Source organism: Streptomyces sp. NPDC043738 (assembly GCF_056436545.1).
On sequence record NZ_JBWKCJ010000004.1, the window covers coordinates 26,741 to 51,911 of the forward strand.

Genomic DNA, 25,171 nt, shown 5'->3' on the forward strand with positions numbered 1-25,171 from the left:
CCACGCCCCCGCCGGACGTCAGGGCCGCTCGCCCTTGGACCGCAGGGAGTCCTTGGTGCCCCGGATGTTCTCCGTCGCGTCGCGGATCTTCTCCTCGGCCTCTCCCACGGTGCTCCTGGCCTTGCCCTTGACCTGGTCGGTGCGGCCCTCGGCCTTCATCCGCTCGTCGTCGATGGCCTGGCCCGCCTTCTCCTTGGCCTGGCCCGCCCTCTCCTTGGCCTTGCCCTTCATCTTGTCCCTGGCGCCTTTGTCCGGCATATCCAACTCCTTGTGTGTGCGGGAAGGAACGAAAGCTCCGGGTCCACGCTGCCGCAGGCCGCGCGGGCGCGCACCCGGAGCCGGCTCCCGCTACTCCTCCGTATCGCGCGCCAGGGCCCCGGAGAGCTGGTGCAACCGCAGCGCCAGCTGGATCTCCAGGGCGCGGGCCGGGCTCTGCCAGTCGGGTCCCAGCAGCCGGCTCACCCGTTCCAGGCGCTGGGCGACGGTGTTCACATGGACGTGCAGCTCGTCCTTGGTGCGGGCCGGGCTCATCCCGCAGCCGAAATAGGCGCTCAGGGTGCGCAGCAGCTCCGTACCGCGGCGGGCGTCGTAGTCGGCGACGGCACCGAGCGTGCGGTGGACGAAGCCGTCCACATCGCGGCTGTCGGCGAGCAGCAGGCCCAGGAAGCCGAAGTCGGCGGCGGCCGCGCCCTGTCCGGCCCGGCCCAGGACGCACAGCGCCTCCCGGCAGCGCCGGGCCTCGGCGTAGGCGTCCGCGACGGCCGCGGGGCGGGCGGCGGGCGCCGGCACCGGGCCCGAGGCGCCGACCGTGACGGGGGCGTGCAGCGCGGCCCGGAGCCGGGCGGCGACCCGCCGGGCGGTGTGCGCCGGGTCGCCGTCCGGCCCGAGCGGCAGCAGCAGGACGGCGCCGCCGTCCCGTACGGCGGCCAGGCCGTGGCGGGTGGCGGCGAGGTGGGCGGCCGCCGACCACAGGCGCCGGCGGTCGGCGCCGGCGGGGAGCGGCGGGCCCGCGCAGCCGGATGTCCGCGCATCGGCCGGCCGCGCCGCCAGGACCACATGAGGCGCGTCCAGGTCGGCGCCGACCCGGGCCGCGCGTTCGCGCAGCAGGCGGGGGTCGCGGCCGGCGGCGTCCAGGAGGTCGTCCAGCAGCTCGCCGCGCACCCGCGCCTCGGCCTCCCCGGCGGTCCGGCGGGCGAGCAGGAGCAGGGAGGTGACCATGGCGGCCCGTTCCAGGGTCCGCTGGTCGACGGGGTCGAGACGCGGATGGCCGCGCAGGACCAGGGCGCCCAGGACCTCGCCGCCCGCCCACACCGCGGCGACCCAGCAGTCGCCGTCCCGTACGGCGTGGCCGTCGGCGCGGGAGCGGTCCAGGGCGGCGGCCGGTGCCCGCTCGGGGTCGGCGAACTCCACCTCGCCGTCCAGCACTTCGGCCACCGCGTCCGCGACGTCCCGCACCCCGCCACCGCGCAGCACCAGTTCGGTCAGCCGGTCGTGGATGTCCGAGGCCCGCTCGATGACCGCACTGCGGTCGCGGATGATCTCGTTGGCGGCCTCCAGCTCGGTGAGCGCCTTCCGGGTCTCGGCGAGGAGGCGGGCGGTGTCGATGGCGACGGCCGCGTGCGCCGCGTGGGCGGCCAGCAGCGCGATCTGGCCGGGTTCGAAGACCCGCTCGCGGCGGTCGGCGGCGAAGAGGACGCCGATGACGCCGCTGCCGAGCATCAGCGGCACTCCGAGGATCGCCACCAGCCCCTCGTCGCGGACGCCCGAGTCGATGGTCCGGGTGTGCCGGAACCGCTCGTCGTGGAAGTAGCTGTCGGTGACGTACGGGCGGGCGGTCTGTGCGACCAGCCCGCCCAGGCCCTCGCCCAGGCCGAGGCGCAGCTGCTGGAACCGCGCGGAGACCGAACCGTCGGTGACCCTCATGTAGGTGTCGCCCGCCGACGGGTCGTTGAGGGTGAGGTAGGCGACCTCGGTGCCCAGGAGGGAGCGGGCCCGGCGGACGATGGCGCGCAGTACGGCGTCCAGGTCGCGCAGCCCGGCCAGGTCGTGCGCGGTGGCGTGGAGCGCGGACAGCTCGGCCTCGCGCCGGCGGCGGTCCTCCAGCTCGGTGCGCACCCGCAGCGCGAGGAGCTTGGCCCGCTCCAGTGCGGCGAGCCGGCCGGCGGGCGCGCCCTCGGCGCGGGCGAGCAGCACCGGGCGCTCGTAGTCCTCGGCGGCGGCCCCGGTGGCCAGCAGGCCGAGAAAGCCCAGGTCGCCGGGGGCGGGGCCCTCGGCACGGTCGTGGGCGGGGGCGTCGGCGGACTCGGTACCGGGCGCGGGCGTCGGCTGATCGTCGGGCATGGTCACAGGGATACCTTCGGGTCGTCGCCGCGCGCCAGAGTCCGCCGCCCTCGCACCGGACGCGCTGCGCGGGCGGGCCGAGCGCTCAGTGCGCGGTCCAGCCGCCGTCCAGGACCAGCGAGGCGCCCGTCATGAAGGACGCCTGCGGAGTGCACAGGTAGGCGACGGCCTCGGCGACCTCCTCCGGTTCGAGCAGCCGCTTGAGGGCGGAGTCGGCGAGCAGGATGTCGGCCAGTACGCGCTCCTCGGGGATGCCGTGTGCCGCGGCCTGGTCGGCGAGCTGGCGCTCGACCAGGGGGGTGCGGACGTATCCGGGGTTGATGCAGTTGCTGGTGACGCCGTGCGGGGCACCCTCCAGGGCCGCGGTCTTCGACAGGCCTTCCAGGCCGTGCTTGGCGGCGACGTAGGCGGACTTGAAGGGCGACGCCCGCAGCCCGTGCACGGACGAGACGTTGATGACCCGGCCCCAGCCCTGCGCGTACATATGGGGCAGCGCGCCGCGCAGCAGCCGGAAGGGGGCCTCCAGCATGACGGTCAGCACTTCGTGGAAGACCTCGGGCGGGAAGGCCTCGATGGGGCGGACGAGCTGCATACCGGCGTTGTTGACCAGCAGGTCGGCGCCCTCTGCGGCCCGTTCGGCGGCGTCCAGGTCGGTGAGGTCCAGGGGGCGGGGCTCGATGCCGCCGCGGGCGCCGGCCGGGAGCGCCGCGGCGAGCCCGGCCAGGCCTGCCGCGTCCCGGTCGACGGCGCGCACCGTGGCGCCGGCCGCCGCCAGCCGCAGTGCGCAGGCGCGTCCGATGCCGCCGGCCGCGCCGGTGACGAGGGCGGTGCGGCCGTCGAGTTCGAGGGACACCGGACCCGGAGTGCGTGGTGCGCCCGGGGCACCCGGGATTCCTGGTTCTCCTGGGGTTCCTGGGGTACCGATCATGGTCATGTCCGCACCCTAGGCAGCGCGGCGGGCGGCACCGATGTGCCGCGGCCCCACACTTCGGGGAGCGGGTGTGGCGGCCGAGCACGCCCGCCGTGCCACCGTGCCCGGCCCCGGGCACACTTCACCCGGTCGGCCGTCCCGGATCGCCGCGGCCCCGCGGGGCTCCTAGCGTCGTACGACGCAACGTGCCGTCAGTGCACCGCCGCCACGAGGGAGTCCGACATGCGCAGGCTCATCGCCCTGCCGACCGTGCTGTTCGCCCTGGCCGCCGCGGGGTGCGGGGAAGCGGGGAACGGCGGGACGACGACCGCTGTGCCGTCGTCCGCCGGTACGGGAGCGGGGCCGGGCCCCGAGCACCCCGGCGTCCCCTCGCCCGCCGTCCCCGGGCAGCCGGTGAGCTGCGGCACGATCGAGGACGCCCTGGGCGCGGCGGGCGACGTCGCGCTGTACGCCGATCCGGGTGCCGGCGGCACGGTGAGCTGCGCGGAGGCCCGCGACGTGATGTCGGAGTTCCTGCTGCGGGCGCCGCGGGAGGGCGACAGCGACCAGGGCACGCTGGCCGTACGCGGCTGGTTCTGCCAGTACGAGAGCGGCCCCACCGGCACCTGGATCACCAGCTGTCGCAAGGACCGGCGCGAGATGCACACGGAGGAGCCGGCCGACTCGCCGGACTCCCCCGGCGCCACCCAGCTGCCCACGCTCCCCGTCGAGCCGTCGGGCCCGTTGGAGGAGCCGTCGACGGAGGAGCTCTAGGCGAACGGGGCCGGGGAGCCTACGCCGGGAACCGCCGTCCCTCCGGCTCCTCCCCCATCCCGTGGAACCAGGTCGGCCCGGCCTCCACGGCCCGCTTGATGCGGGTGCGCGAGTACTCGTGGAGCTCCGGCAGGGCGTCCAGCGCGAACCAGCCCACCTCCAGGGACTCGTCGTCGTTGACCCGCGCCCGGCCGCCGATCGCGCGGCAGCGCAGCGTCACGTCCATGAACTGGCAGACGTCACCGTTGGGGTAGTGCGTGGGCGCCATGGTCTCGACGAGGACGACCTGTTCGGCGACGACCCGCACCGCGGTCTCCTCGTAGACCTCGCGCAGCGCGGTCTCGGCGGGCTGCTCGCCCGGTTCGGGGATGCCGCCGATCACCGACCAGCCGCCGGTGTCGGCCCGCTTGCCCAGCAGGACACGGCCCTCGTCGTCGAAGACGACCGCGCTCACCCCGGGCAGCCACAGCAGCTGCCGGCCGATGGAGTTCCGCAGGTCACGGATGAAGTCGGGCGTTGGCATGCTTCGACCCTACGGGACGGGGCCGGCGGCCGGGATCGGCGGCCGGGGCCGCGGAGAGTCCCCGGCTCCGGGGCGGAGGTCCCGCCCACGCGCCCGGCCCGCGCTCAGGCGCCCGCCGGGGTCCCGTTGCGCGGGGTGAGCCGGCGGCGCACGGCCCGGACGGCGCCCTCGGCGTCGTCGACGGTGATGGTGAAGGTGCGCCCGTCACCGAGCTTGAGCACCAGGCCCTCACCACGGCGCACGACCACGGCCGTGCCCTGCTCGGGGCGCCAGCGATAGCCCCAGCCGCCCCAGTGGCGGGGGGTGACCTGCGGCGCGAAATCGGCGTCGACGACGGTGTCGAGGGGGATCCTGCGGCGCGGCACCCCTATATGGCCGCACCGCACTTCCAGGCAGTCCTTGTCGACGCGTACGGCCACATGGACGAAGGCGAGGGTGCCGAAGAGCACCAGAAGGCCTGCCGCGACACAGCCGACCACCGACATCACCAGGGGCGCCAGGCCCGAGGTCCAGCTGCTGTCGACGGCGAGCTCGATGCCCAGGGCGAGACACGCCGCCCCCACCGCGGCCAGGAGCCACTGGACGCGGTTGGTGGCGCTGCCGTGCCAGACCTCGGGGATCTCCGCGTGGGATCCGCCGGGGCGCGGCGCCGGTCCGTCGGCGCCGCCGGCACTGCCTTGGTCGCCGGGGGCTGCTGCCCCCTCGTGGGGGTGGTCCCTCATGAGACGCAGCGTACGCGTCTTCGCACGCTATGGCAGTGCGCCGGAGGGGGGCGGTCAGCCGCTCAGCACGCCCGCGGTGTCCGTACGGCTCCCCGCGAGCAGCCGGCCCTCGGCGTAGGCGAGGGCCACGGCCGGCAGTCCGGCCGGGCGGCCGCTGAGGAGCACGCTGAGTCCGCCGGTCGGGGCGGCCGCGGGCGCCGGCTCGGTGCCGGCGCGGCGCAGCGCCTGGGCGGCGACGGCCTCGGCCGAGCCGTGCAGGACGAGCGCGGGGGCGCCGGGCTGCTGAAGAGCGGCGCGGATCCGGTCGCCGACCAGCTCGTAGTGGGTGCAGCCCAGGACGACGGCCCGTACGTCCCGGGGGGTGCGGGCCGCGGCGGCCTCGATGGCCGCGTCGATGGCGGCCTCGTCGGCGGCCTCGACCGCGTCGGCGAGTCCCGGGCAGGGCACTTCGGCGACGGTCACGCCGCGCGCGAAGCGCTCGATCAGGTCCCGCTGGTAGGGGCTGCCGGTGGTGGCGGGGGTGGCCCAGATGGCGAAGGGGCCGCCGCCGGCCGCGGCGGGCTTGATGGCCGGGACCGTGCCGATGACCGGGATGGCGGGCTCCAGCTCGGCCCGCAGGACGGGCAGCGCGTGGACGGACGCGGTGTTGCAGGCGACGATCAGCGCGTCGGGGCGGTGCGCGGCGGCGGCGCGGGCCACCGCCAGGGCGTGCTCGGCGACGTCGTCGGGGGTGCGCGGGCCCCAGGGCATGCCGTCGGGGTCGGAGGAGAGGACCAGATCCGCGTCCGGCCGCAGTCGCCGTACGGCGGCCGCCGCCGCGAGCAGCCCGGTCCCGGAGTCCATCAGCGCGATCTTCACCCGGACACTTTACCGGGCCGGACGTCCGACTTGTCATACCGGCCGGGGCGTCCGGTCGGGACACGTGGCCGGCAAGCCGGGCCGTCGCCGCGGTGGTGCGGCAGACTGCGCGGGTGGGAGCGATGGGCTGGATCGGTGCCGGGTCCTTGGTGGCCTGGGCATGGCTGCTGCTGGGGCAGGGCTTCTTCTGGCGTACCGATGTACGGCTGCCGGACCGCCGGGATCCCGGGCGCTGGCCGTCGGTCGCGGTGGTGGTCCCGGCGCGGGACGAGGCCGCGGTGCTGCCGGAGAGCCTGCCCTCGCTGCTGGGGCAGAAGTACCCGGGCCGGGCGGAGGTGTTCCTGGTCGACGACGGCAGTACGGACGGCACGGGCGCGCTCGCCCGTGAGCTGGCCGACGCACGGGGCGGGCTGCCGCTGACGGTGGCCTCGCCCGGTGAGCCCGAGCCGGGGTGGACGGGCAAGCTGTGGGCGCTGCGCCATGGGATCGCGCTGGCCCGGGAGCGGATGGCGCCGGAGTATCTGCTGCTGACCGACGCGGATATCGCGCACGGTCCGGAGAGCCTGCGGGAGTTGGTGGCGGCGGCCCGGTCGGCACGGCTGGATCTGGTGTCGCAGATGGCCCGGCTGCGGGTGGTGACGTTCTGGGAACGGCTGATCGTGCCGGCGTTCGTGTACTTCTTCGGGCAGCTCTACCCGTTCCGCTGGGTGAACCGGCCGGGGGCGCGGACCGCGGCGGCGGCCGGCGGCTGTGTGCTGCTGCGGCGGGAGGCCGCGGAGCGGGCCGGCGTCCCGGAGGCGATCCGGGGCGCGGTGATCGACGATGTGACGCTGGCGCGGGCGGTGCGGCGGTGCGGCGGCACGATCTGGCTGGGGCTGGCCGACCATGTGGACAGCGTGCGGCCGTATCCGCGGCTGGCCGAACTGTGGCGGATGGTCTCGCGCAGCGCGTACGCCCAGCTGAGGCATCAGCCGCTGCTGCTGCTCGGCACGGTCCTCGGACTCGCGCTGGTGTATCTGGCGCCGCCGCTCGCGCTGGCGGCCGGGCCGGTCGGCGGCGGCCCGGCGGCCGCGGTGCTGGGCGGTGCGGCGTGGGCGGTGATGTGCGGGACGTATCTGCCGACGCTGCGCTACTACGGGCAGCCGGCCTGGGCGGCGCCGCTGCTGCCGTTCACCGCACTGCTCTATCTGCTGATGACGGTGGATTCGGCCGTCCAGCACTACCGGGGGCGCGGCGCGGCCTGGAAGGGGCGGACGTACTGACGCCGGTCCGCCCGCTCGAAGCCCGCGTCACTTGCTGGCCGGGGACCAGTCCAGGCCCCAGCGGTAGGCGTGGTCCACGGTGCGCTGCGGGCTGATGCCGGGCTCGGGGACGAGGTAGCGGGCCTCGCGCTGGACGACGAGTTCGCTGCCGGTGTTGGTGATCAGGGCCAGCGCGCAGACGTTGGAGGGCACCGTGCAGGCGTCCAGCGAGAACTCGACGGGGGCTCCGTGCTGGGGCTGGAGGGTGACGGTGGCGCTGAGTCCCTCGAAGCTGCGGGCCCCGGCGTAGACGGTGACGAAGATCAGGATGCGCTTGATGCGCGCCTGGTGGTCGAGGTTGATGGTCAGGTTCTCGCCGGCCGCGACCGCGCCGGTGCGGTCGTCGCCGTCGAGCTGGATGTACGGCGGTGCGTGCAGGGTGCCGAAGTTGTTGCCGAGCGGGTGGACCACTCCGGCGGCGCCGTCGGTGAGTTCGTACAGCGCGCACAGATCGAGGTCCAGTTCGCCCGACGAGGGCAGCAGCGCGCCGCGGGCGCCCATGGCCTGCATCGCCTTGCGGCCGAGTTTCTTGGTCAGCCGTTTGCCCGCGCCGCCGCTGCTCCAGTTGAGGTTCACCCGCATCGCCCCGGAGGTGCCGCCCTGCTTCGTCAACGAAACGACTGGGGCCTCCTTCGTGAGGGTGACTTTTGTCAGACGAATCGGAGGGGGCGCGGAGACCGGCGCGGGGTGCCCCGGCGGGGGCGGAATTGACGCCGCTGGTTGACCCGTCGGCAACGGGGGCGCAGCAGGTGCCACGGGGGGCGCAGGCGCCGCCATCGGGGGCGCGGGAGCCGGGGCGGGGGCCGGGGCGGGCGCGGGGGCCTGCGGCGCCGCGGGCTCCTCGACGCTGATGCCGAAGTCGGTGGCGAGGCCCGCGAGTCCGGTGTCGTAGCCCTGCCCCACCGCACGGAACTTCCAGCCGCCCTGCCGCCGGTAGAGCTCCCCGAGCACGAAGGCGCTCTCCGTGGTGGCGTCCCGGCTGTCGAAGCGGGCGATCTCGGCGCCGCTCGCCGCGTCCAGCACCCGGATGTGCAGCCCGGGGACGCCGCCGAAGGCGCCGCCGTCGGCGGAGGCGGCCAGCACCACCTTGTCGACGGCGGGTTCGACGGCGGCCAGGGCGACGGTGAGGGTGTCGGTCATCGCACCGCCGGCCGGGCGCTTGCCTTCGTGGCGCACGGCGCCGGAGGCGTGCGCGGCCTGGTTGTAGAAGACGAAGTCGCCGTCGTCGCGGACCTTTCCGGACACCAGCAGCAGCGCGGAGGCGTCCACGTCCGGCGTCCCGGGGGCGGTCCGCCAGCCCAGTTCCACCCGGACCGCCTGGGCCGGGACCGGGACGTTGCCGCCCTTGAGCATCGACATCGCTGCGCCTTCCTCTCGTCCGCCGTGCCCCGTCAGTGGTGGCACTCCCAACCTACTTGGCCCGAACCGCGCCGAACGTCCCCTGTTCACCCGCGAGAAGCCAGGTCTTTACACGATCCCTACGGGCGATCGCGACCGATTTTCCCAAGTTCGCTCGCATTGGCGATCCATGACCTCTCCGAACACGTAAAACAACCCTCTTTTCAGGCTCCCCAATCAGCACATGGTGGGCTTAACTTATGACGCATGACCTCCCCCCGCTCTACCTACGGCGGCGGCTACTACGCTTCGCCTTCCTTCCCGGACACCCCGATCTACGACAGCCTCGTCGCAGAGCGGGGCACGCCCCAGATCGCCCCGATCCGGGTGAACCCCTCCCCTTACGACACGGGTTCGTCCTATTTGCCGGCGCTGCCCTCGGCGCTTCCGGCACTGCCGGCCGCTCCCTCGCACCCCTCGCCGGCGCAGGGGTACCCGGGTGCCGCCGCGCAGCCGGTCGCTCCGCTGCAGCACGCCCCGGCGCCGTACATCCCCCAGCAGGCGGGGGTCCGTGGCGGCTACCAGGCCCCGCAGCAGCCCCAGCCCCAGCGCCCGGCGCCCGGCATGGGCACGGGGTATGAGGCGATGCGGCCCGCCGCTCCGGTCGCGCCCCGGCCGGCCGCCCCGTACGACGATCCGTACGGCCGGCAGTACCCGCGCGGGTACTGACCTGGGCGATCGGTCAACTGTCCGAGGCGGCTGGCAGGATGGCACCCATGCCCAAGCCCGCGCTCCAGTCGATCCATCTCTACCCGGTCAAGTCCCTTGCGGGATCCGACCCCGGCGAGGCGGTCGTGGAGCCGTGGGGGCTCGCCGGGGACCGGCGGTGGCTGCTGGTGGACGCCGAGCGCAGGATGATCACCCAACGGCAGCAGCCGACGTTGGCGTTGGCGCGTGCCGAGGGGTTGCCGGGTGGTGCCCTCAGGCTCACCGCCCCCGGCATGGCGGCGCTGACGGTCGAGCCGCCCGGGTGCGGGGAGACCATCGCGGTGGAGGTCTGGAAGGACGAGGTGGAGGCGGTACCCGCGGGCGAGGCGGCGGCCGAGTGGTTCCGCGGGTATCTGGGCGTCGAGTGCCGGCTGGTGCATCTCGACGCCCCCGAGAAGCGCCGGCCGATCCACCCCGAGTACTGCGAGCCCGGTGAGACGGTCAGTTTCGCCGACGGCTTCCCGCTGTTGCTGACGACCGCCTCGTCGCTGGACGCCCTCAACTCGCTCATCGCGCAGGGCGACCACGCCGACGAGGGCCCCCTGCCCATGAACCGTTTCCGGCCCAATGTGGTGGTGGACGGCACGGCCCCCTGGGCCGAGGACGACTGGCGGCGGATCCGTATCGGCGAGGTGGTCTTCCAGGTGGTCAAGCCCTGCGCACGCTGTGTGGTGACGACCACCGACCAGCGCACCGCCGAGCGCGGCAAGGAACCGCTGCGGACCCTCGCCCGCCGTCGCCGCTTCGGAGACCGGCTGGTCTTCGGCCAGAATCTGATTCCCCGCGCGGCCGGCACGATCCGTCTCGGCGACCCGTTCGAGATACTCGACTGACGGGCCGGCGCGGCCCTGCGCCGTGGCCGCGCCGCGGGCGCTCGCGTCGGCTGCCGGACCACCACGGCCCGGTGACGGTCGGCCGCGCGGTGGGCGCCCGGCGCCGCCGGAAGAACCAGGGCAACGGGAGACCAGGACCGCGTGACGATGCCTGCGAGGGACGCCGAGAGCGACCATCTGATCCCTGTCCAGCATCTGCGGCCCGGAGACCACGCCTTTGTGAGTTACGGCAACGACGAGGTGCGCTGGGAGGTCGTCACGGCATTCGTCCGGCTCGGGCTGGCGCGCGGCGAGAAGGTACTGGTCCTGCCCTGCCCCGGGGTGCCCGAGGAGGAGGTGCTGGCCAGGATCGACTTCCCCAGCCGCAGCACCGTCCGGGCGCGCGCCCGCGGCCAGTTGGTGGTGGACAGCATGCGGCAGATGATCGCGCCGGACACCGCGTTCACCGCGGCGCGGCAGATGGGCCGGCTGTACGCGGAGACCGACCGGGCGACGGCCGAGGGCTATACGGGCCTTCGGGCGTTCATCGACATGGGCTGGGTGGCCGCCCTCGGCGCGGACGTCGAGACGATGATGTGCCGCGAGTCGGGCGCGCAGGCGCTCTTCACCCGCCGCCCGTACACGGAGATCTGCGCCTACGACCGGCGCCGGTTCGACCGCGAGGTCGTCGCCGCCATGGAACGGGCGCACCCGCGCGCGCTGCTGGAACGTCTGGGCGCGCTGCGGTCGGTGCGCGACCCGGACGGCGCGCTGCGCTTCATCGGGGAGGCGGACGCCGCGAATCAGGAGGCGTTCGGCAGGGCGCTGCAGATCGCGCTGGCGCACACGGCGCCGGCCCGGCGGCTGACGGTGGATCTGACCCGGCTGCACTTCCTGTCGGTGGGCTGCGCCGTGGGCCTGCTGATGCTGGCCCGCGGCGCCGTGGGCCATGAACTGATCGAGGTGCGCTGCCACCGCGGGCAGCGCCGGATGCTGCGGCGGCTGGGCAGCGGGACGGTGCCGCTGCTGGTGCTGACGGAGGTGGTGCATCCGTGGTGAACCCCGATCCGGCGGGTCCGGTCGAGGACCCGGCCGACGAGTCCGGCCACCGGTTGCTCCAACGGCGCTTCAGCGCCCGGCTGCTGCCCCAGTTGCGGCTGCTGGTCGAGGAGTGCGCCGCCCGGGAGGGCCTGTGCGAGCCGCGGCGGGGCGAGTTCGTGCTGGCCGTGGCCGAGATCGCGGGGAACGCGGTGGAGCACGCGGGCGGTTCGGGGCGGCTGGTGCTGCGTCGGGTGGGCGACGAGCTGGAGTGCCGGATCAGCGACGCGGGTCCCGGGTTCAGCGAGGCGGTGATCCCCGAGCTGCTGCCGGGCCTGGACGGTGCGACGAAGGGGCGCGGACTGTGGCTGGCGCGCTTGGTGGCGGACCGGTTCGAGGTCGCCGGGGCGGCGCCGGGGACGGACGGGACGGGCGCGGTGGTGACGCTGGCGGTACGGCTGAGCTGAGCGCCCGGGCCCCGCGCTCCCGCTCCGTGGGGACGGAAAGCCGGTTCCGGTACGGCGTGATGTGGCTCTCTCTTGACAGAACTCTCGCGTGGAACACCCCTGATGCGGTATTTACCAACACGGAGAGGGGGCGACGATGCGCGCGATGCGAGGGGTATGGCGCTGGCGGCGCAATCCGCTGCGGCGTCGGACCGATCGGATCGAGGCCTGGCTGGCGCTCGCCGCCGCCCTCCTGATCGCTTTCGGGGCGCCCGCCGCCGGCTGGTTCACCGGCCGGGCGGCGCACGGCGCGCTGCTGGAGGCCGTACGACTGCAGTATCAGCAGCGCCATCTGGTGTGGGTCACGGTCGACCGGCTGGTCTCCCGGGCTCCGCTCGACCCCGATCCGGAGACCTCCTCGCAGCGCGATGCCCACCTCCGGGTGATCGCCCGCTGGACGGCCGTGGACGGCAGCGCCCACACCGGGCAGCTCGCCGCACCGCGTCCGGTGGAGTCCGGCGAGCGGTTCCGCATCTGGACCGACGACCGGGGCCGGGTGATGCCCCGGCCGATGGACGTCGACACGGCCGGTACGCACGCGGTGCTGGCCGGTCTGGGCACCACGGCCGCCGTCGGCGGGCTGATCGAGGCGGGCCGGCGCCTGGTCGTCGGGCAGCTGATGGCACGTCGCTTCCGCCGCTGGGATGCGGAGTGGGAGCGCGCGGGCCAGGACTGGGGCCGGGCCGACGCCGGGAGTTGAGCCGCCCGGTCCTTCGCTGCTGACCAGGTGCTGACCGTGTCAACTGCCGCCCCCCGGGCGCGCTACGGTGGGGGCGCCAGCCTCTGGGCTGGGGCCTGGAGTACCCGAATGCGGACATCCGCGTACGGATGGTTGCCGGGCCGACATCAGCCGCACGAGGTGGGGGCACGACAGCGCCATGGCACAGGGCTCGGTCCAGGTGACGCACTCCGGAACGTCGCGGTGGCGGCGCCGCACAGGGGAGTACAGCTCGCTCGCCGCCGCCCTGGAGGCCGCCGGGGACGGTGATGTGCTGACCGTCCCGGCCGGCACGTACCGGGAGAACCTGGTGCTGCTGCGCGCGGTGACGCTGCGGGGCCCGGACGGGGCGCGCGGCTCGGTGCGGATCGCCCCGGCCGACGGGGTGGCGCTGACGATACGAGCCTCGGCGACCGTCCACGACCTGCACCTGGAGGCGACCGACTCGGCCTCGCCCGCACTGCTGGTGGAGGACGGCGCGCCGGAGCTGTCCGGCCTGCGGGTGGTGACCCGGTCCGCGTCCGGCATCGAGGTCCGCGGCGGGGCCCGCCCGACGGTCCGCCGCTGCACGGTCGACAACGCGGGCGGGGTGGGCATCAGCGTCCTGGAAGGTGCCGGCGGCCTCTTCGAGGAGTGCGAGGTGGTGGCCGCCGGGCAGGCCGGGGTGGCGGTGCGCGGCGGGGCCCATCCCCGGCTGGAGAACTGCCGGATCCACCACGCCTCGGGCGCCGGGCTGTCGGTCAACGGCGAGGGCAGCGCGGTCGAGGCGGTGGGCTGCGAGCTGTACGAGATCAAGGGCGCGGGGATCCAGGTGGCCGCGCGGGCCACCGGCCATCTCACGGACTGCACGGTGCACCGGACCTCCGCCGACGGCGTCACCCTGGACACCGACGCGGTCCTCACGCTGGCGGACTGCGACATCCACGACATCCCCGAGAACGCGGTCGATCTGCGGTCCCGTTCGGTGCTGACGCTCACCCGCAGCACGGTGCGGCACTTCGGGCGCAACGGCCTGTCCGTATGGGACCCGGGCACCCGGGTGGACGCCAACCAGTGCGAGATCCACGACAGCACCGGCGACTACCCGGCGGTGTGGGTCAGCGACGGCGCCACCGCCGTGCTGGACTCCACGCGGGTGCACGACGTACCGGACGCGCTGTTCGTGCTGGACCGGGGCTCGCGCGCCGACGTCGTCGACTGCGATATCGCGCAGGTCCGCAACACCGCGGTGTCGGTGAGCGACGGGGCGACCGTCCAGCTGGACGACTGCCGGATCCGGGAGGCGGCGACCGGTGCGTGGTTCCGCGACCACGGCAGCGGCGGAACGCTCGCCAACTGCACCATCGACGGTGCGCAGACCGGCGTGATCGTCACCAAGGGCGCGGACCCCACGATCGAGGGCTGCACGGTCAGCGGACCGGCCGAGGCCGGTTTCTATGTCTCGGCCGAGGGCCGCGGCACCTTCCACGGCTGCCGGGTCACCGGGAGTTCGGGCTTCGGCTTCCATGTGATCGACGGCTGCCGTACGACGCTGACACGGTGCCGTACGGAGCGCTGTGCGCGCGGCGGCTACGAGTTCGCCGAGGGCGGCGGCGGGCAGGGGGACGGGCCCACGGTCCAGGACTGCACGAGCGACGAGAGCCGTGCGGTGCCGTCGGCCGCCGCGGCGGTGCCGCCCGCCGTGCAGCCGGCGACCCAGACGGCCGGGCTGCTGGGCAGCGTCCCGGCGCAGAGCCCGCCGCCGGCCGCCACGGCGGCGGCCGAGCCGGTCGCCAGCAGCCGGCCGTCCGGCGAGGTGCTGGGCGAGCTCGACACCCTCGTGGGACTGGAGAGCGTCAAGCGGGAGGTCCGCAGCCTGATCAACATGATCGAGGTGGGGCGCCGGCGGCAGGAGGCGGGCCTGAAGGCCGCGTCGGTGCGCCGCCATCTGGTGTTCACCGGCTCCCCCGGCACCGGCAAGACCACGGTGGCCCGGCTCTACGGCGAGATCCTGGCGTCGCTGGGGGTGCTGGAGCGCGGGCACCTGGTCGAGGTGTCGCGGGTGGACCTGGTGGGCGAACACATCGGCTCGACGGCCATCCGTACGCAGGAGGCGTTCGACCGGGCGCGCGGCGGGGTGCTGTTCATCGACGAGGCGTACGCCCTCTCGCCCGAGGACTCCGGCCGGGACTTCGGCAAGGAGGCCATCGACACCCTCGTGAAGCTGATGGAGGACCACCGGGACGCGGTGGTGGTGATCGTGGCGGGGTACACCGCCGAGATGGAGCGCTTCCTGGCGGTCAACCCCGGTGTGGCGTCGCGTTTCTCACGGACCATCACCTTCGGCGACTACGCCCCCGAGGAGCTGCTGCGGATCGTCGAGCAGCAGGGCGAGGAGCATGAGTACCGCCTCGCCGAGGGGGCCGGCGAGGCACTGCTGAAGTACTTCACCGTGCTCCCCAAGGGCCCTTCCTTCGGCAACGGCCGTACCGCGCGCCAGACGTTCGAGGCGATGGTCGAGCGGCACGCGGGCCGGGTGGCGCAACTGGCCGACCCGAGCACCGACGACCTGACCCTGCTCTACGCGGACGACCTGCCCGAACTCGCCTGAGGCGGGCGGTCGTCCGCCTCCTCGCCGGCGGGCCGCTGGCCCGGCAGCTCCGGGTCGAGCCGGGCGATCAGCTCGGCGCGGACCGTGTCGAAGACCGGGTCGGTCTGGTAGTCGCCGTGGCCCAGTATCTGGGCGGGCAGCGGGTTGCGCAGGGTGCGGCCGAAGGCGAGCGGGTCGCGCAGCGGCCCCTGGTCGACCCGGCGGCCGTCCTCGCAGGTGAGCCGGATCGGGCCGCCGATGGGGTCGGTGAACCGCCACAAGTTGCGCCAGTCGTCCATCTCGCGGTGCAGTCCGGTGAGCGCGGGCGGCCCGAAGAAGGCGGGGAACCAGCGCCCGTAGAGGCGCTCCAGGGGGCTTCCGTACGTCAGCAGGGCGACCCGGCTGCGGGTGACCAGGTCCAGCTGCCAGACGGCGGCGGCCGCCAGCACACTGCCCTGCGAGTGCCCTGATATCACCAGGCGGCCGTTGAACCGCTCGGTCCAGGTGGCCATCCGCCAGGTGAGGTCGGGGACGGCGCGCTCGGCGTAGCAGGGCGGCGCGAAGGGGTGGGCGGCGCGCGGCCAGAACGTGCCGACGTCCCAGAGGATGCCGATGGTGCGGCGGGCGGAGTGGTCGCGGTAGGCGCGCCGGCCCATGGCGATCAGCAGTATCACGCCGGCGCTCATCAGCCAGGAGCCGAGGGACTCCGCGGTCTGGGCGGCGGCGTGCACGACGGGCGGCGCGTCGGCGGTGGCGGGGCCGGGCGCCCGGTCGGTGAGCCAGGCGCCGGCCACCGCACCGGCTCCCAGGACGAGGGTGACCGCGGCGGTGGCGGCGACCAGGACGGGCGCCGCGTCGGTGAGTCCGGCGCGGGCGATGGTGCCGGCGATCCGCTTCGTACGGCGCTCGTCGGGGCGCTCGCGCGGGTCGTAGAGCCCGGGAACGTCCTTGACGACCCGCCCGCGGACGACGACCACGCGGACGGCCGCCAGGACGGCGACGACCGCGAACACCACCAGCAGCGCGGGGATGGCCGACGCCTGCCAGGACAGCAGGACCGGCGGACCGGGGATGGGGGCGTGCACCTGACCGGGCGTGGCGCCGCCGTCCATCCAGTCCGCGAAGCGCTGGGCCACGCCCCCGGACAGCACACCGGCGACCGCGCAGGCCAGCAGGGCGACGGCGGGCCCGCCCATGCCGCGCAGGGCGGTGCGGGCGTCGTCGCGGGCGGCGCGCTGCAGCACCCAGGCGGTCACCGCCAGTGCCAGGACCAGCAGGCCCTGGAAGACCGCGATGCCGCCGAACGCGGCGGCGCCGGGCAGCGGGCCGTGGCTGCGGGCTCCGGGGCGCGCCCAGCCGGTGTGCACGGCGATCAGCGCCAGCACGGCGAGCGCGGCGTACGGCAGGGCCCGTACGACCAGGCGGTCGGATTCGTCGTCCGGCGCTGCCTCGCTGCGGGCGGTCCGCCACACGACGATGAGGGTGACCGCGGCGAGCAGGATGACCACGGCGGTCAGCGCCCGGCCGGTGACCGCGAGGGCCGTCCCGCCGCCGGCCCGTGCGTCCGCCTTGGCGCCGGCGCCGAGCAGCACCGCGGCGATGGTCAGCACGCCGGCCGTGGTGTGCGCGGCGCGCAGCCGGGCGACCAGCCGGCGGCCGTACCAGAAGCCCTCCAGGCTGAGCGCGGTGCGTTCGGTGTGCGGGGTGTAGCGGGAGCTGCCGGGCCGCCGGGGCGGCGGCGAGGCGGACTCGTAGGCGCTCCAGGTGCGGTGCGAGAGCCACCACAGGAAGCCGATGACGAGCAGCGGCACCGCGGAGGCGAGCGCGAGCCGGCGGCCGGGGGCGCTCCACCAGCCGTGGTTGTCGGGGCTGAGGAAGCCCAGCCAGGACTTGCCGGTGACGCAGACGGTGGTGCCGGCGCACTGCCAGGCCGTGAGGTCGAGGGCGACCTCGCAGGCCGCGGCGGCGAGCAGGACGGTGAGGGTGAGCGCGAGGAGGCGCACCAGGAGGTCGTAGATCCGCTGTGCCCGGTGGTCGGGTGGGGCGGCCGGGCGCATCCAGTGCGCGAGGTTGGCGACCATGAAGGGCACCAGGATCAGCCACAGGGCGCGGGCGCCGTTGCCGGAGGTGAGATTGGACCAGCAGTACGCCTCGCGGACCGGCTCGTCGTGGTAGTCCTCGGGTCGCCGCTCGGCGTCGGCGTCCTCCGTACGGCGGTAGCAGGCGGCGGTGTCGTCCCCCGTGATCAGCTGCACCCGTGGGTCGCCGAGCATCTCCTGCGCGGTGGTGCCGCCGACGCCGTGCACCAGCAGCTCCAGTGAGAGCTGCGGTGCGTCGGCCGGTGGGCCATCTCCGGTCGCGGCCGGATCCGTTGGGCGGGCATGCGGTGTCGGTTCCGCGGTCTCCACTGGCTGTCCCCCGTTGTCCATGTGGCACCGTGCGGTGCGGTGCCCCAAGGATTGTCCCCCGCCGGCAGGAGCGCAGCCACCGGTTCTGGACACCGGAGCGCCGCGCGGTGGAGTTCGCGGCGGGCGCGGGGGCGCTGTCGGTGGCTCGTGCGAGGATGAGGGAACCAGTGATCGCAGGCGGGAGCCTACGCGCAGACCCGACGTGGCGAGCCGGGCGGAAGGGACGGGCCGGGGTGAGCGACAGCCAGAACCTCCTTGCGGAGCAGCGGCGTGCCCTGATTCTCGACGAGGTCAGGCGGCGCGGCGGGGTGCGGGTCAACGAGCTGACCCGCAAGCTGAGCGTCTCGGACATGACGGTCCGCCGCGATCTGGACGTGCTCGCGCGTCAGGGCATGGTGGAGAAGGTGCACGGCGGTGCGGTGCCGGTCAGCGAGCCGAGTGCCCATGAGCCCGGTTTCGAGGCGAAGTCGGGGCTGGAGCTGAGCGCCAAGGAGGACATCGCCAAGGCCGCGGCCGAGATGGCGGCGCCGGGCAGCTCGATCGCGCTGGCGGGCGGCACGACCGCGTTCGCGCTGGCGCAGCAGTTGCTGGACGTACCGGATCTGACGGTGGTGACGAATTCGGTGCGGGTGGCCGATGTGTTCTACACCGCGCAGCGGGCGGCGGCCAGCGGCGGCACGGGGCCGCGCGCGGGGGCGGCGACGGTGGTGCTGACGGGCGGGGTGCGGACGCCGTCGGACACGCTGGTGGGGCCGGTGGCGGACGCCGCGATCCGCACGCTGCACTTCGATGTGCTGTTCCTCGGGGTGCACGGCATATCGGTGGAGGCGGGGCTGTCGACACCGAATCTGGCGGAGGCGGAGACCAACCGGCATTTCGTCCGCTCCGCGCGGCGGGTGGTGGTGGTCGCCGACCACACCAAGTGGGGCACGGTCGGGCTGAGTTCGTTCGCGACGCTGGACGACGTCGATGTGCTGGTGACGGACTCCGGGCTGTCCGCCGGGGCGCGCGCGGAGTTCGCGGAGCTGCCGCCGGAGCTGGTGGTGGCGGGCGAGCAGCCGGCGGACACGGAGGACTGACGGGAAGGCGGCGACCTGACGGTGTACGCGGAGGTCTGACGGTGCACGCGGCGACCTGACGGCGGCCGGCGCGGGGCGACTCCCCCGGCCCGGCCCGCCGGCGGACTCTTCGGCGCCCGGCCGCAGACTTCTGACGGGTCGCCAGCTATGGTGTGCGGCGCCGGGGACACGCCGCCCCCGGCCGCCGACCGTCCCTTGGGGGTGCTCGTCCCATGGCACGCCGACTCCGCCCCGTCGAGCTCGACTTCGTCGAGTCCGCCCCGCTGCGGCTGGTCTTCGCCGCGGAGGTCGCCGCGCCGCCGAAGGCGGTGTACGCGGCGCTGGCGGACGACGTGGCGGGCTGGTCGCGCTGGTTCACGGGCGTGGTGCGGGCGGTGCCGACGCAGGGCGGCCGGGGTCGGGAGGTGCGGCTGACCGGCGGCACCCGCTTCGTCGAGACGGTCCTGGCGGCCGAGCCGGACGAGCACTACGCCTACCGGGTCGACACCACCAACGCCCCTGGCCTGCGGGCCCTGTTGGAGGACTGGCGGCTGACGCCCGCGGGCTCCGGCACCCGGCTGCGGTGGACCTTCGCGGCGGACGGCCCGGCGCCGTTCCGCTGGGCGGTGACACTGGCCAGGCCCGGCCTGGGCCGCGCTCTTCGGGAGTCGGCCCGGGCGCTGGACCGCCGCCTCACCGGAACCTGAGCCGAACCCTGCCGCCCGGCACCGGGGCGACGGGCCTCAGGAGGGCCAGGACCCCGTGGCCAGAAAATCCTCGATGGTGCGCGCGTACGGCGTGATGTCCAGCCCCTGGGAGGCCAGCCAGTCGTCGGAGTAGTACTTGTCGAGGTAGCGGTCGCCGGGGTCGCACAGCAGCGTGACGACCGATCCCGTACGGCCCTCGGCGACCATCTCCGCGACGATCTTCAACGCGCTCCACAGGCCCGTACCTGTCGAGCCGCCCGCCTTGCGGCCGATCGCCGCCTCCAGGGCGCGTACCGCGGCGACGCTGGCGGCGTCGGGAACCTTCATCATCCGGTCTATGGCGCCGGGGACGAAGCTCGGTTCCATGCGGGGCCTCCCGATGCCCTCGATGCGGGAGGCGGTGGCGCAGTCGGTCTCCGCGTCGCCGGTGAGCCAGCCGTCGAAGAAGCAGGAGTTCTCCGGGTCGGGGACGCAGACGCGGGTGTCGTACTGCATGTAGTGGACGTAGCGGGCGATGGTCGCGGAGGTGCCGCCGGTGCCCGCGGTGGCCACGATCCAGGCCGGTTCGGGGTAGCGCTCCAGGCGCAGCTGCTGGTAGATCGACTCGGCGATGTTGTTGTTGCCGCGCCAGTCCGTGGCCCGTTCGGCGTAGGTGAACTGGTCCATGTAGTGGCCACCGGACTCGGCGGCGAGCCGCGCGGAGACCTCGTAGACGGTCCGCGGGTCCTGGACCAGATGGCAGCTGCCGCCGTGGAACTCGATCAGCCGGGTCTTCTCCCGGCTGGTGGTGGCCGGCATCACGGCGATGAACGGCACCCCGATCAGCGAGGCGAAGTAGGCCTCGGACACCGCCGTGGAGCCGCTGGAGGACTCGATGACGGGCTTTCCCGGGCGGATCCAGCCGTTGCACAGCCCGTAGAGGAACAGCGAGCGGGCCAGCCGGTGCTTGAGGCTGCCGGTGGGGTGCGTCGACTCGTCCTTGAGGTAGAGGTCGATGCCCCACTTCTCGGGCAGCGGGAAGCGCAGGAGGTGGGTGTCGGCGGTGCGGTTGGCGTCCGCCTGCACCTTGCGGACGGCCTCTTTGAGCCAGCTTCGGTAGTCCGGATCCGAGCGGTCGACATCGACGGTCGGCATCGGGGCCCCGGCCGCGGACTCATGGTCGGGCCGGCTCTGCGGCTGCTGTGCGGTGCTCACCGGCGCGCTCCTCAAGAGGGGTTCCAAGCCCGCGCACTACGCCGGGCCGATTCCGACTATAGCCACCCTCCGCACGCTTCTCACCTGCATAAACATCACTTTGGGATACCCCAAGGACGCCCTGGGAAAGGGCCGTTGCACCCGTCGGGCACCAGGGGCACTGGTGCACCGGGCGCCGTCGCGGCAAACTTCCCACAAGGGGCGGTGGAGGGCACCTGCCCGTCTCACCGAGGAGGTGCCGGCGATGGCGGAGCCGGAGTTCAACGCGACCGGCGTACGGATCGAGCGGTGGCTGCGGTCGCTGACCCGGGCCGGCCAGGTCGTCATCAGAGACGGCCGGCTGGCGCTGCTGACCAGCTACGGCACGGAGATAGACAGCGCCCCGCTGCAGTCCGTACAGGCCCACCGGCCGCTGTTCGCGGCGCGGGACCGGGCGCTCGCCACCCTCAACGGGCACCGCTATTCGCTCACGCTCGGCGCACCGGAGCTCTTCTTCAAGGCCCTGGAGGCGGCGCGTCCGCCACGCCCCTGAGCGCCCGACCGGGCCGAGGCGGTGCGGTTGCGGGAGCGCACCGCCTGGCCGACCCTGGAACTCGTATCACTGAGGGTTCACCAACGGTGACGTTGTGGTGCAGCGGGCATCGTTGGATCCGGTCTTCGCCCCTGCCAGGCACGAGGGGCGCCCGACCTCATCAGGGAGTCGCGGTCGTGATCAGGCAGCCCAGCAGGCACTGCACGGTGGAGCTCCAGGCCGTTCCGGCTCGCATCGGCCAGGTGCGCACAATCGTCTCCGCACGGCTGCGGCACTGGCGTCTCGACGCCTTGGTCGACCCCGCCGCGCTCGGCGTGACCGAACTCCTGGCCAATGTCCACCGGCACGCCCGCCCCAGCAAGCAGTGCACCGTCGAACTGCGCCTGCTCCTTGACCGGTTGACGGTCTCGGTGCACGACGAGGACCCCCGGCTGCCCCATATCCGCACCGCCGGCAGCTGGGAGACCTGCGGGCGCGGCCTGGCGCTGATCGCGGCGCTCAGCGAGAGCTGGGGAATGCGCCCGGACGGCAGCGGCAAGGTCGTGTGGTTCACCCTCGCGGCCCTGCCCGCCACCCCGGAGGAGATGCGCGCGGACCACACGCACTGGGAGCCGCTGTCCCTGGGGGACGACGTGCGGACGGCCGACACCCGTTCCCGGACACGGGGAGCGCGGGTCGGCTGACGGCCGGCCGACGCGCTCCCCGGCCGCGGGGGGTGCCCGGTGCAAGCGGGGACGGTCAGGCCGTACTCCCCTTGGGGCCGGCGCCGAAGTGCTCCTCCAGGACGGACAGTCGGCGCCAGTACTCCTCCTCGTCGATCTCACCCGCGGCGAAGCGCCGGCCGAGCACGGCGATGGGGGTGGGCGCGTCGGCACGGGCGGCGGCCCGCGGACCGTGGAACGTCCGCCCGGGGCCGCCGGGGCGCAGACCGGTGCGGCGCAGCAGGGTCACCACGCCGAAGACGGCCAGCGCCCACAGGACGGGGACGAACAGGATCCAGGGGCCCGGGCCACCGCCGGTCCAGGGTTCGGCAAGCGCGAACATCGCCATCAGCTCCTTGGTGGGACGTGGTCTTCGCTGTCCCTTCCGAGCCTGGCCGCCCGGGCGCCGCCGGTCGTCGTACGGCCGGCGGCTCTGCTGGTACGACGCGGGAAGTACGTCGGGAGGAGGCGAGGGCACGGGGGACGCCTGGTGCGGCGGGCGGCCGTCGCGAGCCCTCACCGGACCCGCGTTGATCTTTGTAACTACTAGTATGTACAGTGCCGGTATGAGCACTCAGGAACGTCCCGGCCCTCAGGAGCGGCTCAGCACTCAGGAGCGGCTGGTGCGCAGCACCCAGGAACTCCTCTGGGAGCGGGGGTACGTCGGCACCAGCCCCAAAGCGATCCTGGAGCGCGCGGGCGTGGGCCAGGGCAGCATGTACCACCACTTCTCCGGCAAGTCCGACCTCGCGCTGGCGGCGATCCGGCGCACCGCGGCGGGCATGAAGGAGACGGCCCAGGAGTGCCTGTCCGCCCCTGGTACGGCGTACGAGCGGGTCGGGGCCTATCTGCTGCGCGAGCGGCAGGTGCTGCGCGGCTGCCCGATCGGCCGGATGACGCAGGACCGTGATGTGGTGCAGAGCCCCGAGCTGCGGGCGCCGCTGGACGAGATGTTCGACTGGCTCCGGGGCCGGCTCGCCGAGGTCCTCGCCGACGGGCAGCGGCGCGGCGAGGTGGCCGCGGGGCTGGATCCGGCGGCCACCGCCGCCACCGTCGCGGCCGTGGTCCAGGGCGGCTATGTGCTGGCCCGCGCCGCGGACGACACGGCACCGTTCGACGCGGCCGTGGAGGGCGTGCTGGCGCTGCTCGCCGCACAGGTCGTCCACCCCTCTCCCCCGGCCCGGTAGCCCGTGGACCGGTATCCCGTCACGAACAACCAGCAACCGGCAACCCGTCACCCGTGAAGGAGTGCACCCGCCATGGAGATCACCCGACAGCGGCCCGCCAGCAGGCCGGGGCCCGCCGCGCAGTTCACCGGAACCGTCTGGCTCGATGAGATCGCCGCCCCGCCCGCGCCCTCCCGCCTGCGCGTGTTCAGCGTGCACTTCGCGCCCGGCGCCCACACCGCCTGGCACACCCACCCGCACGGCCAGGTCCTGCACGTCACCGAGGGCGCCGGTCTGGTGCAGCGCGCGGGCGGTCCCGTCGAGCCGATCCGCGCCGGGGACACCGTCTGGATCGCGCCGGGCGAACGGCACTGGCACGGCGCGGCGCCGGACACCTTCATGACGCACCTGGCGACCGTCGAGGCCGCCGACGACGGCACCACCACCGAGTGGGCGGAGCGGGTCGGCGAGCGGGAGTACCCGGGCGGGTGACGGCCCGCCGGGCACCCGCGACCGCGGCCCCCGGCACACCACCGACGGCGACCGGACCACCGGCCTCGCCACCCCTACTCCCCATCCCGCACCCGCACCCGCACCCGCACCCGCACGGAGCCTCCTCATGCACGCCATGCAGTACGCGATCACCCTGCCCGCCGACTACGACATGCGGATCATCCGGAACCGGGTGAGGTCCAAGGGCCACCTCCTCGACGGCTTCGAGGGGCTCGGCCTCAAGGCGTACGGAATCCGCGAGCGCGGCGTCGGCGGCTCGCCCGTCAACCAGTACGCGCCGTTCTACCTCTGGGCCGATCCGCAGGCCATGAACCGCTTCCTCCTCGGCGACGGATTCCGCGGTGTGGTCCGCGACTTCGGGCGGCCGACGGTCCAGCACTGGCAGGGGCTGTTCCACCGTCCCGGCCCGGCCGCCGGGACGACCCCGCGCGCCTTCACCCGCCGCACGGAGACGCTCGACGAGCACGCCGACGTGGCCGCCGTCACCGACCGGGCGGTGGCCGCGCACGAGGAACTGGCCACGGCGGAGGCGGTGCACACCACCGCGCTGGCTCTCGATCCGCGCCGCTGGGAGCTGGTCCACTTCACCCTCTGGGCGGACGCCGCCCCCGGGGCCGCGGGCGATTGCTACGAGGTGCTGCATCTGTCCGCTCCGGGCACCGGCCGGCTGGGGGCGGGGCCGCAGTGGTGACCTCGCACCCCGCGGCGGCCGCCGCCGGCCCCGCACTCCCCTCCACTCGCCCCGCCCCCGCCGTCCGCACCGTCCTCGGCGATATCGTGCCCGCCGACCTCGGCGTCTGCGACGCACACGACCATCTCTTCCTGCGCAGCCCCCTGCTCCCCGGCCAGGAACTGGCCGACGCGGCGGCCGCGGCCGCCGAGCTGAGCGCCTTCCGCGCGGCCGGCGGGGCGGCGGTGATCCAGTGGACGCCGTACGGCATGGGCCGGGGCGCGGCCGAACTCCCGCGTCTGGCGAGGGAGTCGGGAGTGCGGATCGTCGCCGCCACCGGGCTGCACCAGGCGGCGCACTACACCCCCGAGCTGCTGGACCGGATCCGTCCGGATCTGGCCGGACTGTTCGTCGCCGAGCTGACCGAAGGGATCGGCGAGGGCGGCCCGCGGGCCGGGATGATCAAGGTCGCCGGCGGCTTCCACGGTCTGGACCGGCACACCCGGTACACCATGGCCGCGGCCGCCGAGGCCCAGCACGCGACCGGCGCGGCCATCGGTGTCCACCTGGAGCTGGGCACCGGCGCACCGGACGTACTGGAGCTGCTGTGCGGGGAGTTGGCGGTCCCGCCGGACCGGGTGGTCCTCGGCCACCTCAACCGCTCACCGGACCCCGTGGTCCACCGGGCCGCCGCCCAGGCCGGGGCGTATCTGGCCTTCGACGGCCCCTCGCGCGCGCATCACGCGACCGACTGGCGGCTGCCGGAGGCGCTGGCCGCACTCGCCGACGCGGGCTTCGGGGACCGGATCCTGCTCGGCGGCGACACCACGACCGCCGGCGCCCGGTCGGTCGACGGCGGCCCGGGTATGCCGCATCTGCTGCGCCGCCACCGGAAGCGGCTCGAACTGGCCCTGGGCGAGGACCTGGTGACGCGATTCCTGACCACCAACCCGGCACGGGCCTTCGCCGCCAGGTGGGCAGGGACGGGCGGTGGCGGCTGACGGACCCCGCGCGACCGCGGCCGGCGGGCTACCGCCCCGACGCG

26 protein-coding genes are annotated in these 25,171 nt (G+C 74.5%); 16 read left to right on the forward strand and 10 right to left on the reverse strand.

The features are described 5' to 3' along the window. Positions 1-18: 18 nt before the first annotated feature. The 3 genes from AC0680_RS07545 to AC0680_RS07555 all read right to left on the reverse strand — a co-directional run bounded on the left by AC0680_RS07545 (position 19) and on the right by AC0680_RS07555 (position 3,274). The gene (locus AC0680_RS07545) at positions 19-258 is read right to left on the reverse strand and encodes a CsbD family protein (RefSeq protein WP_478625789.1); all 240 of its coding nucleotides are present in this window, start codon (positions 256-258) and stop codon (positions 19-21) included. 90 nt (positions 259-348) lie between these two features. Next, entirely contained in the window at positions 349-2,340 is a 1,992-nt protein-coding gene (locus AC0680_RS07550) for a helix-turn-helix domain-containing protein (RefSeq protein WP_478625790.1), read from the reverse strand. Between the two features lie 85 nt (positions 2,341-2,425). Continuing rightward, positions 2,426-3,274, reverse strand: a complete 849-nt coding sequence (locus tag AC0680_RS07555) for a 3-hydroxybutyrate dehydrogenase (protein WP_478625791.1) — start codon at positions 3,272-3,274, stop codon at positions 2,426-2,428. A 219-nt stretch (positions 3,275-3,493) separates the two neighbouring features. Between AC0680_RS07555 and AC0680_RS07560 the strand changes: the two genes are divergently transcribed. Then, the gene (locus AC0680_RS07560) at positions 3,494-4,024 is read left to right on the forward strand and encodes a hypothetical protein (protein WP_478625793.1); all 531 of its coding nucleotides are present in this window, start codon (positions 3,494-3,496) and stop codon (positions 4,022-4,024) included. A gap of 19 nt (positions 4,025-4,043) precedes the next feature. Here the strand turns inward: AC0680_RS07560 and AC0680_RS07565 are convergent, their stop codons facing one another. The 3 genes from AC0680_RS07565 to AC0680_RS07575 all read right to left on the reverse strand — a co-directional run bounded on the left by AC0680_RS07565 (position 4,044) and on the right by AC0680_RS07575 (position 6,127). Next, a complete protein-coding gene (locus AC0680_RS07565; protein WP_478625795.1) occupies positions 4,044-4,547 on the reverse strand; it encodes an NUDIX hydrolase in 504 nt (167 codons plus the stop codon). A 104-nt stretch (positions 4,548-4,651) separates the two neighbouring features. Further along, the gene (locus AC0680_RS07570) at positions 4,652-5,269 is read right to left on the reverse strand and encodes a hypothetical protein (RefSeq protein ID WP_478625796.1); all 618 of its coding nucleotides are present in this window, start codon (positions 5,267-5,269) and stop codon (positions 4,652-4,654) included. Between the two features lie 54 nt (positions 5,270-5,323). Continuing rightward, positions 5,324-6,127, reverse strand: coding sequence for a glutamate racemase (locus AC0680_RS07575; RefSeq protein WP_478625797.1), 804 nt, complete (start codon positions 6,125-6,127; stop codon positions 5,324-5,326). Between the two features lie 122 nt (positions 6,128-6,249). On the opposite strand from AC0680_RS07575, the gene AC0680_RS07580 reads away from it, so the two are divergent. Next, on the forward strand, positions 6,250-7,389 hold the full coding sequence (locus tag AC0680_RS07580) for a glycosyltransferase (protein WP_478626215.1): 1,140 nt from the start codon (positions 6,250-6,252) through the stop codon (positions 7,387-7,389). 27 nt (positions 7,390-7,416) lie between these two features. On the opposite strand, the gene AC0680_RS07585 is transcribed toward AC0680_RS07580, so the two are convergent. After that, positions 7,417-8,787: a TerD family protein gene (locus AC0680_RS07585; protein ID WP_478625798.1), complete on the reverse strand. Its 1,371-nt coding sequence runs from the start codon at positions 8,785-8,787 to the stop codon at positions 7,417-7,419. Positions 8,788-9,033: 246 nt separating this feature from the next. Here AC0680_RS07585 and AC0680_RS07590 point away from each other — a divergent pair, with 246 nt between their 5' ends. The 6 genes from AC0680_RS07590 (at position 9,034) to AC0680_RS07615 (ending at position 15,198) form a co-directional block, all read left to right on the forward strand. Then, positions 9,034-9,495, forward strand: a complete 462-nt coding sequence (locus tag AC0680_RS07590; RefSeq protein ID WP_478625799.1) for a DUF6643 family protein — start codon at positions 9,034-9,036, stop codon at positions 9,493-9,495. A 47-nt stretch (positions 9,496-9,542) separates the two neighbouring features. Next, positions 9,543-10,367, forward strand: a complete 825-nt coding sequence (locus AC0680_RS07595; protein ID WP_478625800.1) for an MOSC domain-containing protein — start codon at positions 9,543-9,545, stop codon at positions 10,365-10,367. A gap of 147 nt (positions 10,368-10,514) precedes the next feature. Beyond that, positions 10,515-11,405 (forward strand): MEDS domain-containing protein, encoded by an 891-nt coding sequence (locus AC0680_RS07600; protein ID WP_478626216.1) that lies wholly within the window; start codon positions 10,515-10,517, stop codon positions 11,403-11,405. Next, positions 11,399-11,851 (forward strand): ATP-binding protein, encoded by a 453-nt coding sequence (locus AC0680_RS07605; RefSeq protein WP_478625801.1) that lies wholly within the window; start codon positions 11,399-11,401, stop codon positions 11,849-11,851. Before AC0680_RS07600 ends, AC0680_RS07605 begins: the two co-directional genes overlap by 7 nt. A gap of 136 nt (positions 11,852-11,987) precedes the next feature. Beyond that, entirely contained in the window at positions 11,988-12,590 is a 603-nt protein-coding gene (locus AC0680_RS07610; protein WP_478625802.1) for an Rv1733c family protein, read from the forward strand. 178 nt (positions 12,591-12,768) lie between these two features. Further along, positions 12,769-15,198 carry a right-handed parallel beta-helix repeat-containing protein gene (locus tag AC0680_RS07615; protein ID WP_478625803.1) on the forward strand — a complete coding sequence of 810 codons (2,430 nt, stop codon included), beginning with the start codon at positions 12,769-12,771 and terminating at the stop codon, positions 15,196-15,198. Here the strand turns inward: AC0680_RS07615 and AC0680_RS07620 are convergent. Then, positions 15,168-17,585, reverse strand: coding sequence for a hypothetical protein (locus AC0680_RS07620; RefSeq protein WP_478625805.1), 2,418 nt, complete (start codon positions 17,583-17,585; stop codon positions 15,168-15,170). The two genes, AC0680_RS07615 and AC0680_RS07620, sit on opposite strands and share 31 nt — an antisense overlap. 233 nt (positions 17,586-17,818) lie before the next feature. Here AC0680_RS07620 and AC0680_RS07625 point away from each other — a divergent pair, with 233 nt between their 5' ends. Both AC0680_RS07625 and AC0680_RS07630 read left to right on the forward strand, forming a co-directional pair. Next, a complete protein-coding gene (locus AC0680_RS07625; RefSeq protein ID WP_478625807.1) occupies positions 17,819-18,664 on the forward strand; it encodes a DeoR/GlpR family DNA-binding transcription regulator in 846 nt (281 codons plus the stop codon). A gap of 212 nt (positions 18,665-18,876) precedes the next feature. Then, the gene (locus tag AC0680_RS07630; RefSeq protein ID WP_478625809.1) at positions 18,877-19,350 is read left to right on the forward strand and encodes an SRPBCC family protein; all 474 of its coding nucleotides are present in this window, start codon (positions 18,877-18,879) and stop codon (positions 19,348-19,350) included. Positions 19,351-19,386: 36 nt separating this feature from the next. On the opposite strand, the gene AC0680_RS07635 is transcribed toward AC0680_RS07630, so the two are convergent. Continuing rightward, complete coding sequence (locus AC0680_RS07635) at positions 19,387-20,484, reverse strand: PLP-dependent cysteine synthase family protein (protein WP_478626218.1); 1,098 nt, start codon at positions 20,482-20,484, stop codon at positions 19,387-19,389. Between the two features lie 304 nt (positions 20,485-20,788). Between AC0680_RS07635 and AC0680_RS07640 the strand changes: the two genes are divergently transcribed. After that, positions 20,789-21,076 carry a hypothetical protein gene (locus AC0680_RS07640; RefSeq protein WP_478625810.1) on the forward strand — a complete coding sequence of 96 codons (288 nt, stop codon included), beginning with the start codon at positions 20,789-20,791 and terminating at the stop codon, positions 21,074-21,076. A gap of 176 nt (positions 21,077-21,252) precedes the next feature. After that, positions 21,253-21,759 carry an ATP-binding protein gene (locus AC0680_RS07645; RefSeq protein ID WP_478625811.1) on the forward strand — a complete coding sequence of 169 codons (507 nt, stop codon included), beginning with the start codon at positions 21,253-21,255 and terminating at the stop codon, positions 21,757-21,759. A gap of 55 nt (positions 21,760-21,814) precedes the next feature. Here the strand turns inward: AC0680_RS07645 and AC0680_RS07650 are convergent, their stop codons facing one another. Next, positions 21,815-22,120, reverse strand: a complete 306-nt coding sequence (locus AC0680_RS07650; RefSeq protein ID WP_478625812.1) for an SHOCT domain-containing protein — start codon at positions 22,118-22,120, stop codon at positions 21,815-21,817. A 223-nt stretch (positions 22,121-22,343) separates the two neighbouring features. Between AC0680_RS07650 and AC0680_RS07655 the strand changes: the two genes are divergently transcribed. The 4 genes from AC0680_RS07655 (at position 22,344) to AC0680_RS07670 (ending at position 25,127) form a co-directional block, all read left to right on the forward strand. Continuing rightward, entirely contained in the window at positions 22,344-22,964 is a 621-nt protein-coding gene (locus AC0680_RS07655; RefSeq protein ID WP_478625813.1) for a TetR/AcrR family transcriptional regulator, read from the forward strand. Positions 22,965-23,036: 72 nt separating this feature from the next. Next, on the forward strand, positions 23,037-23,435 hold the full coding sequence (locus tag AC0680_RS07660) for a (R)-mandelonitrile lyase (RefSeq protein WP_478625815.1): 399 nt from the start codon (positions 23,037-23,039) through the stop codon (positions 23,433-23,435). A gap of 127 nt (positions 23,436-23,562) precedes the next feature. After that, complete coding sequence (locus AC0680_RS07665; protein ID WP_478625817.1) at positions 23,563-24,147, forward strand: DUF4865 family protein; 585 nt, start codon at positions 23,563-23,565, stop codon at positions 24,145-24,147. Positions 24,148-24,230: 83 nt separating this feature from the next. Beyond that, complete coding sequence (locus AC0680_RS07670; RefSeq protein ID WP_478626220.1) at positions 24,231-25,127, forward strand: phosphotriesterase family protein; 897 nt, start codon at positions 24,231-24,233, stop codon at positions 25,125-25,127. The last annotated feature ends 44 nt before the right edge of the window (positions 25,128-25,171 follow it).

Coding starts and splice junctions, on each gene's coding strand:
- AC0680_RS07545 (WP_478625789.1), bottom strand. CDS start 258: ATGCCGGACAAAGGCGCCAGGGACAAGATGAAGGGCAAGGCCAAGGAG.
- AC0680_RS07550 (WP_478625790.1), bottom strand. CDS start 2,340: ATGCCCGACGATCAGCCGACGCCCGCGCCCGGTACCGAGTCCGCCGAC.
- AC0680_RS07555 (WP_478625791.1), bottom strand. CDS start 3,274: ATGACCATGATCGGTACCCCAGGAACCCCAGGAGAACCAGGAATCCCG.
- AC0680_RS07560 (WP_478625793.1), top strand. CDS start 3,494: ATGCGCAGGCTCATCGCCCTGCCGACCGTGCTGTTCGCCCTGGCCGCC.
- AC0680_RS07565 (WP_478625795.1), bottom strand. CDS start 4,547: ATGCCAACGCCCGACTTCATCCGTGACCTGCGGAACTCCATCGGCCGG.
- AC0680_RS07570 (WP_478625796.1), bottom strand. CDS start 5,269: ATGAGGGACCACCCCCACGAGGGGGCAGCAGCCCCCGGCGACCAAGGC.
- AC0680_RS07580 (WP_478626215.1), top strand. CDS start 6,250: ATGGGCTGGATCGGTGCCGGGTCCTTGGTGGCCTGGGCATGGCTGCTG.
- AC0680_RS07585 (WP_478625798.1), bottom strand. CDS start 8,787: ATGTCGATGCTCAAGGGCGGCAACGTCCCGGTCCCGGCCCAGGCGGTC.
- AC0680_RS07590 (WP_478625799.1), top strand. CDS start 9,034: ATGACCTCCCCCCGCTCTACCTACGGCGGCGGCTACTACGCTTCGCCT.
- AC0680_RS07595 (WP_478625800.1), top strand. CDS start 9,543: ATGCCCAAGCCCGCGCTCCAGTCGATCCATCTCTACCCGGTCAAGTCC.
- AC0680_RS07600 (WP_478626216.1), top strand. CDS start 10,515: ATGCCTGCGAGGGACGCCGAGAGCGACCATCTGATCCCTGTCCAGCAT.
- AC0680_RS07610 (WP_478625802.1), top strand. CDS start 11,988: ATGCGCGCGATGCGAGGGGTATGGCGCTGGCGGCGCAATCCGCTGCGG.
- AC0680_RS07615 (WP_478625803.1), top strand. CDS start 12,769: ATGGCACAGGGCTCGGTCCAGGTGACGCACTCCGGAACGTCGCGGTGG.
- AC0680_RS07630 (WP_478625809.1), top strand. CDS start 18,877: ATGGCACGCCGACTCCGCCCCGTCGAGCTCGACTTCGTCGAGTCCGCC.
- AC0680_RS07635 (WP_478626218.1), bottom strand. CDS start 20,484: ATGCCGACCGTCGATGTCGACCGCTCGGATCCGGACTACCGAAGCTGG.
- AC0680_RS07640 (WP_478625810.1), top strand. CDS start 20,789: ATGGCGGAGCCGGAGTTCAACGCGACCGGCGTACGGATCGAGCGGTGG.
- AC0680_RS07650 (WP_478625812.1), bottom strand. CDS start 22,120: ATGTTCGCGCTTGCCGAACCCTGGACCGGCGGTGGCCCGGGCCCCTGG.
- AC0680_RS07655 (WP_478625813.1), top strand. CDS start 22,344: ATGAGCACTCAGGAACGTCCCGGCCCTCAGGAGCGGCTCAGCACTCAG.
- AC0680_RS07660 (WP_478625815.1), top strand. CDS start 23,037: ATGGAGATCACCCGACAGCGGCCCGCCAGCAGGCCGGGGCCCGCCGCG.
- AC0680_RS07665 (WP_478625817.1), top strand. CDS start 23,563: ATGCACGCCATGCAGTACGCGATCACCCTGCCCGCCGACTACGACATG.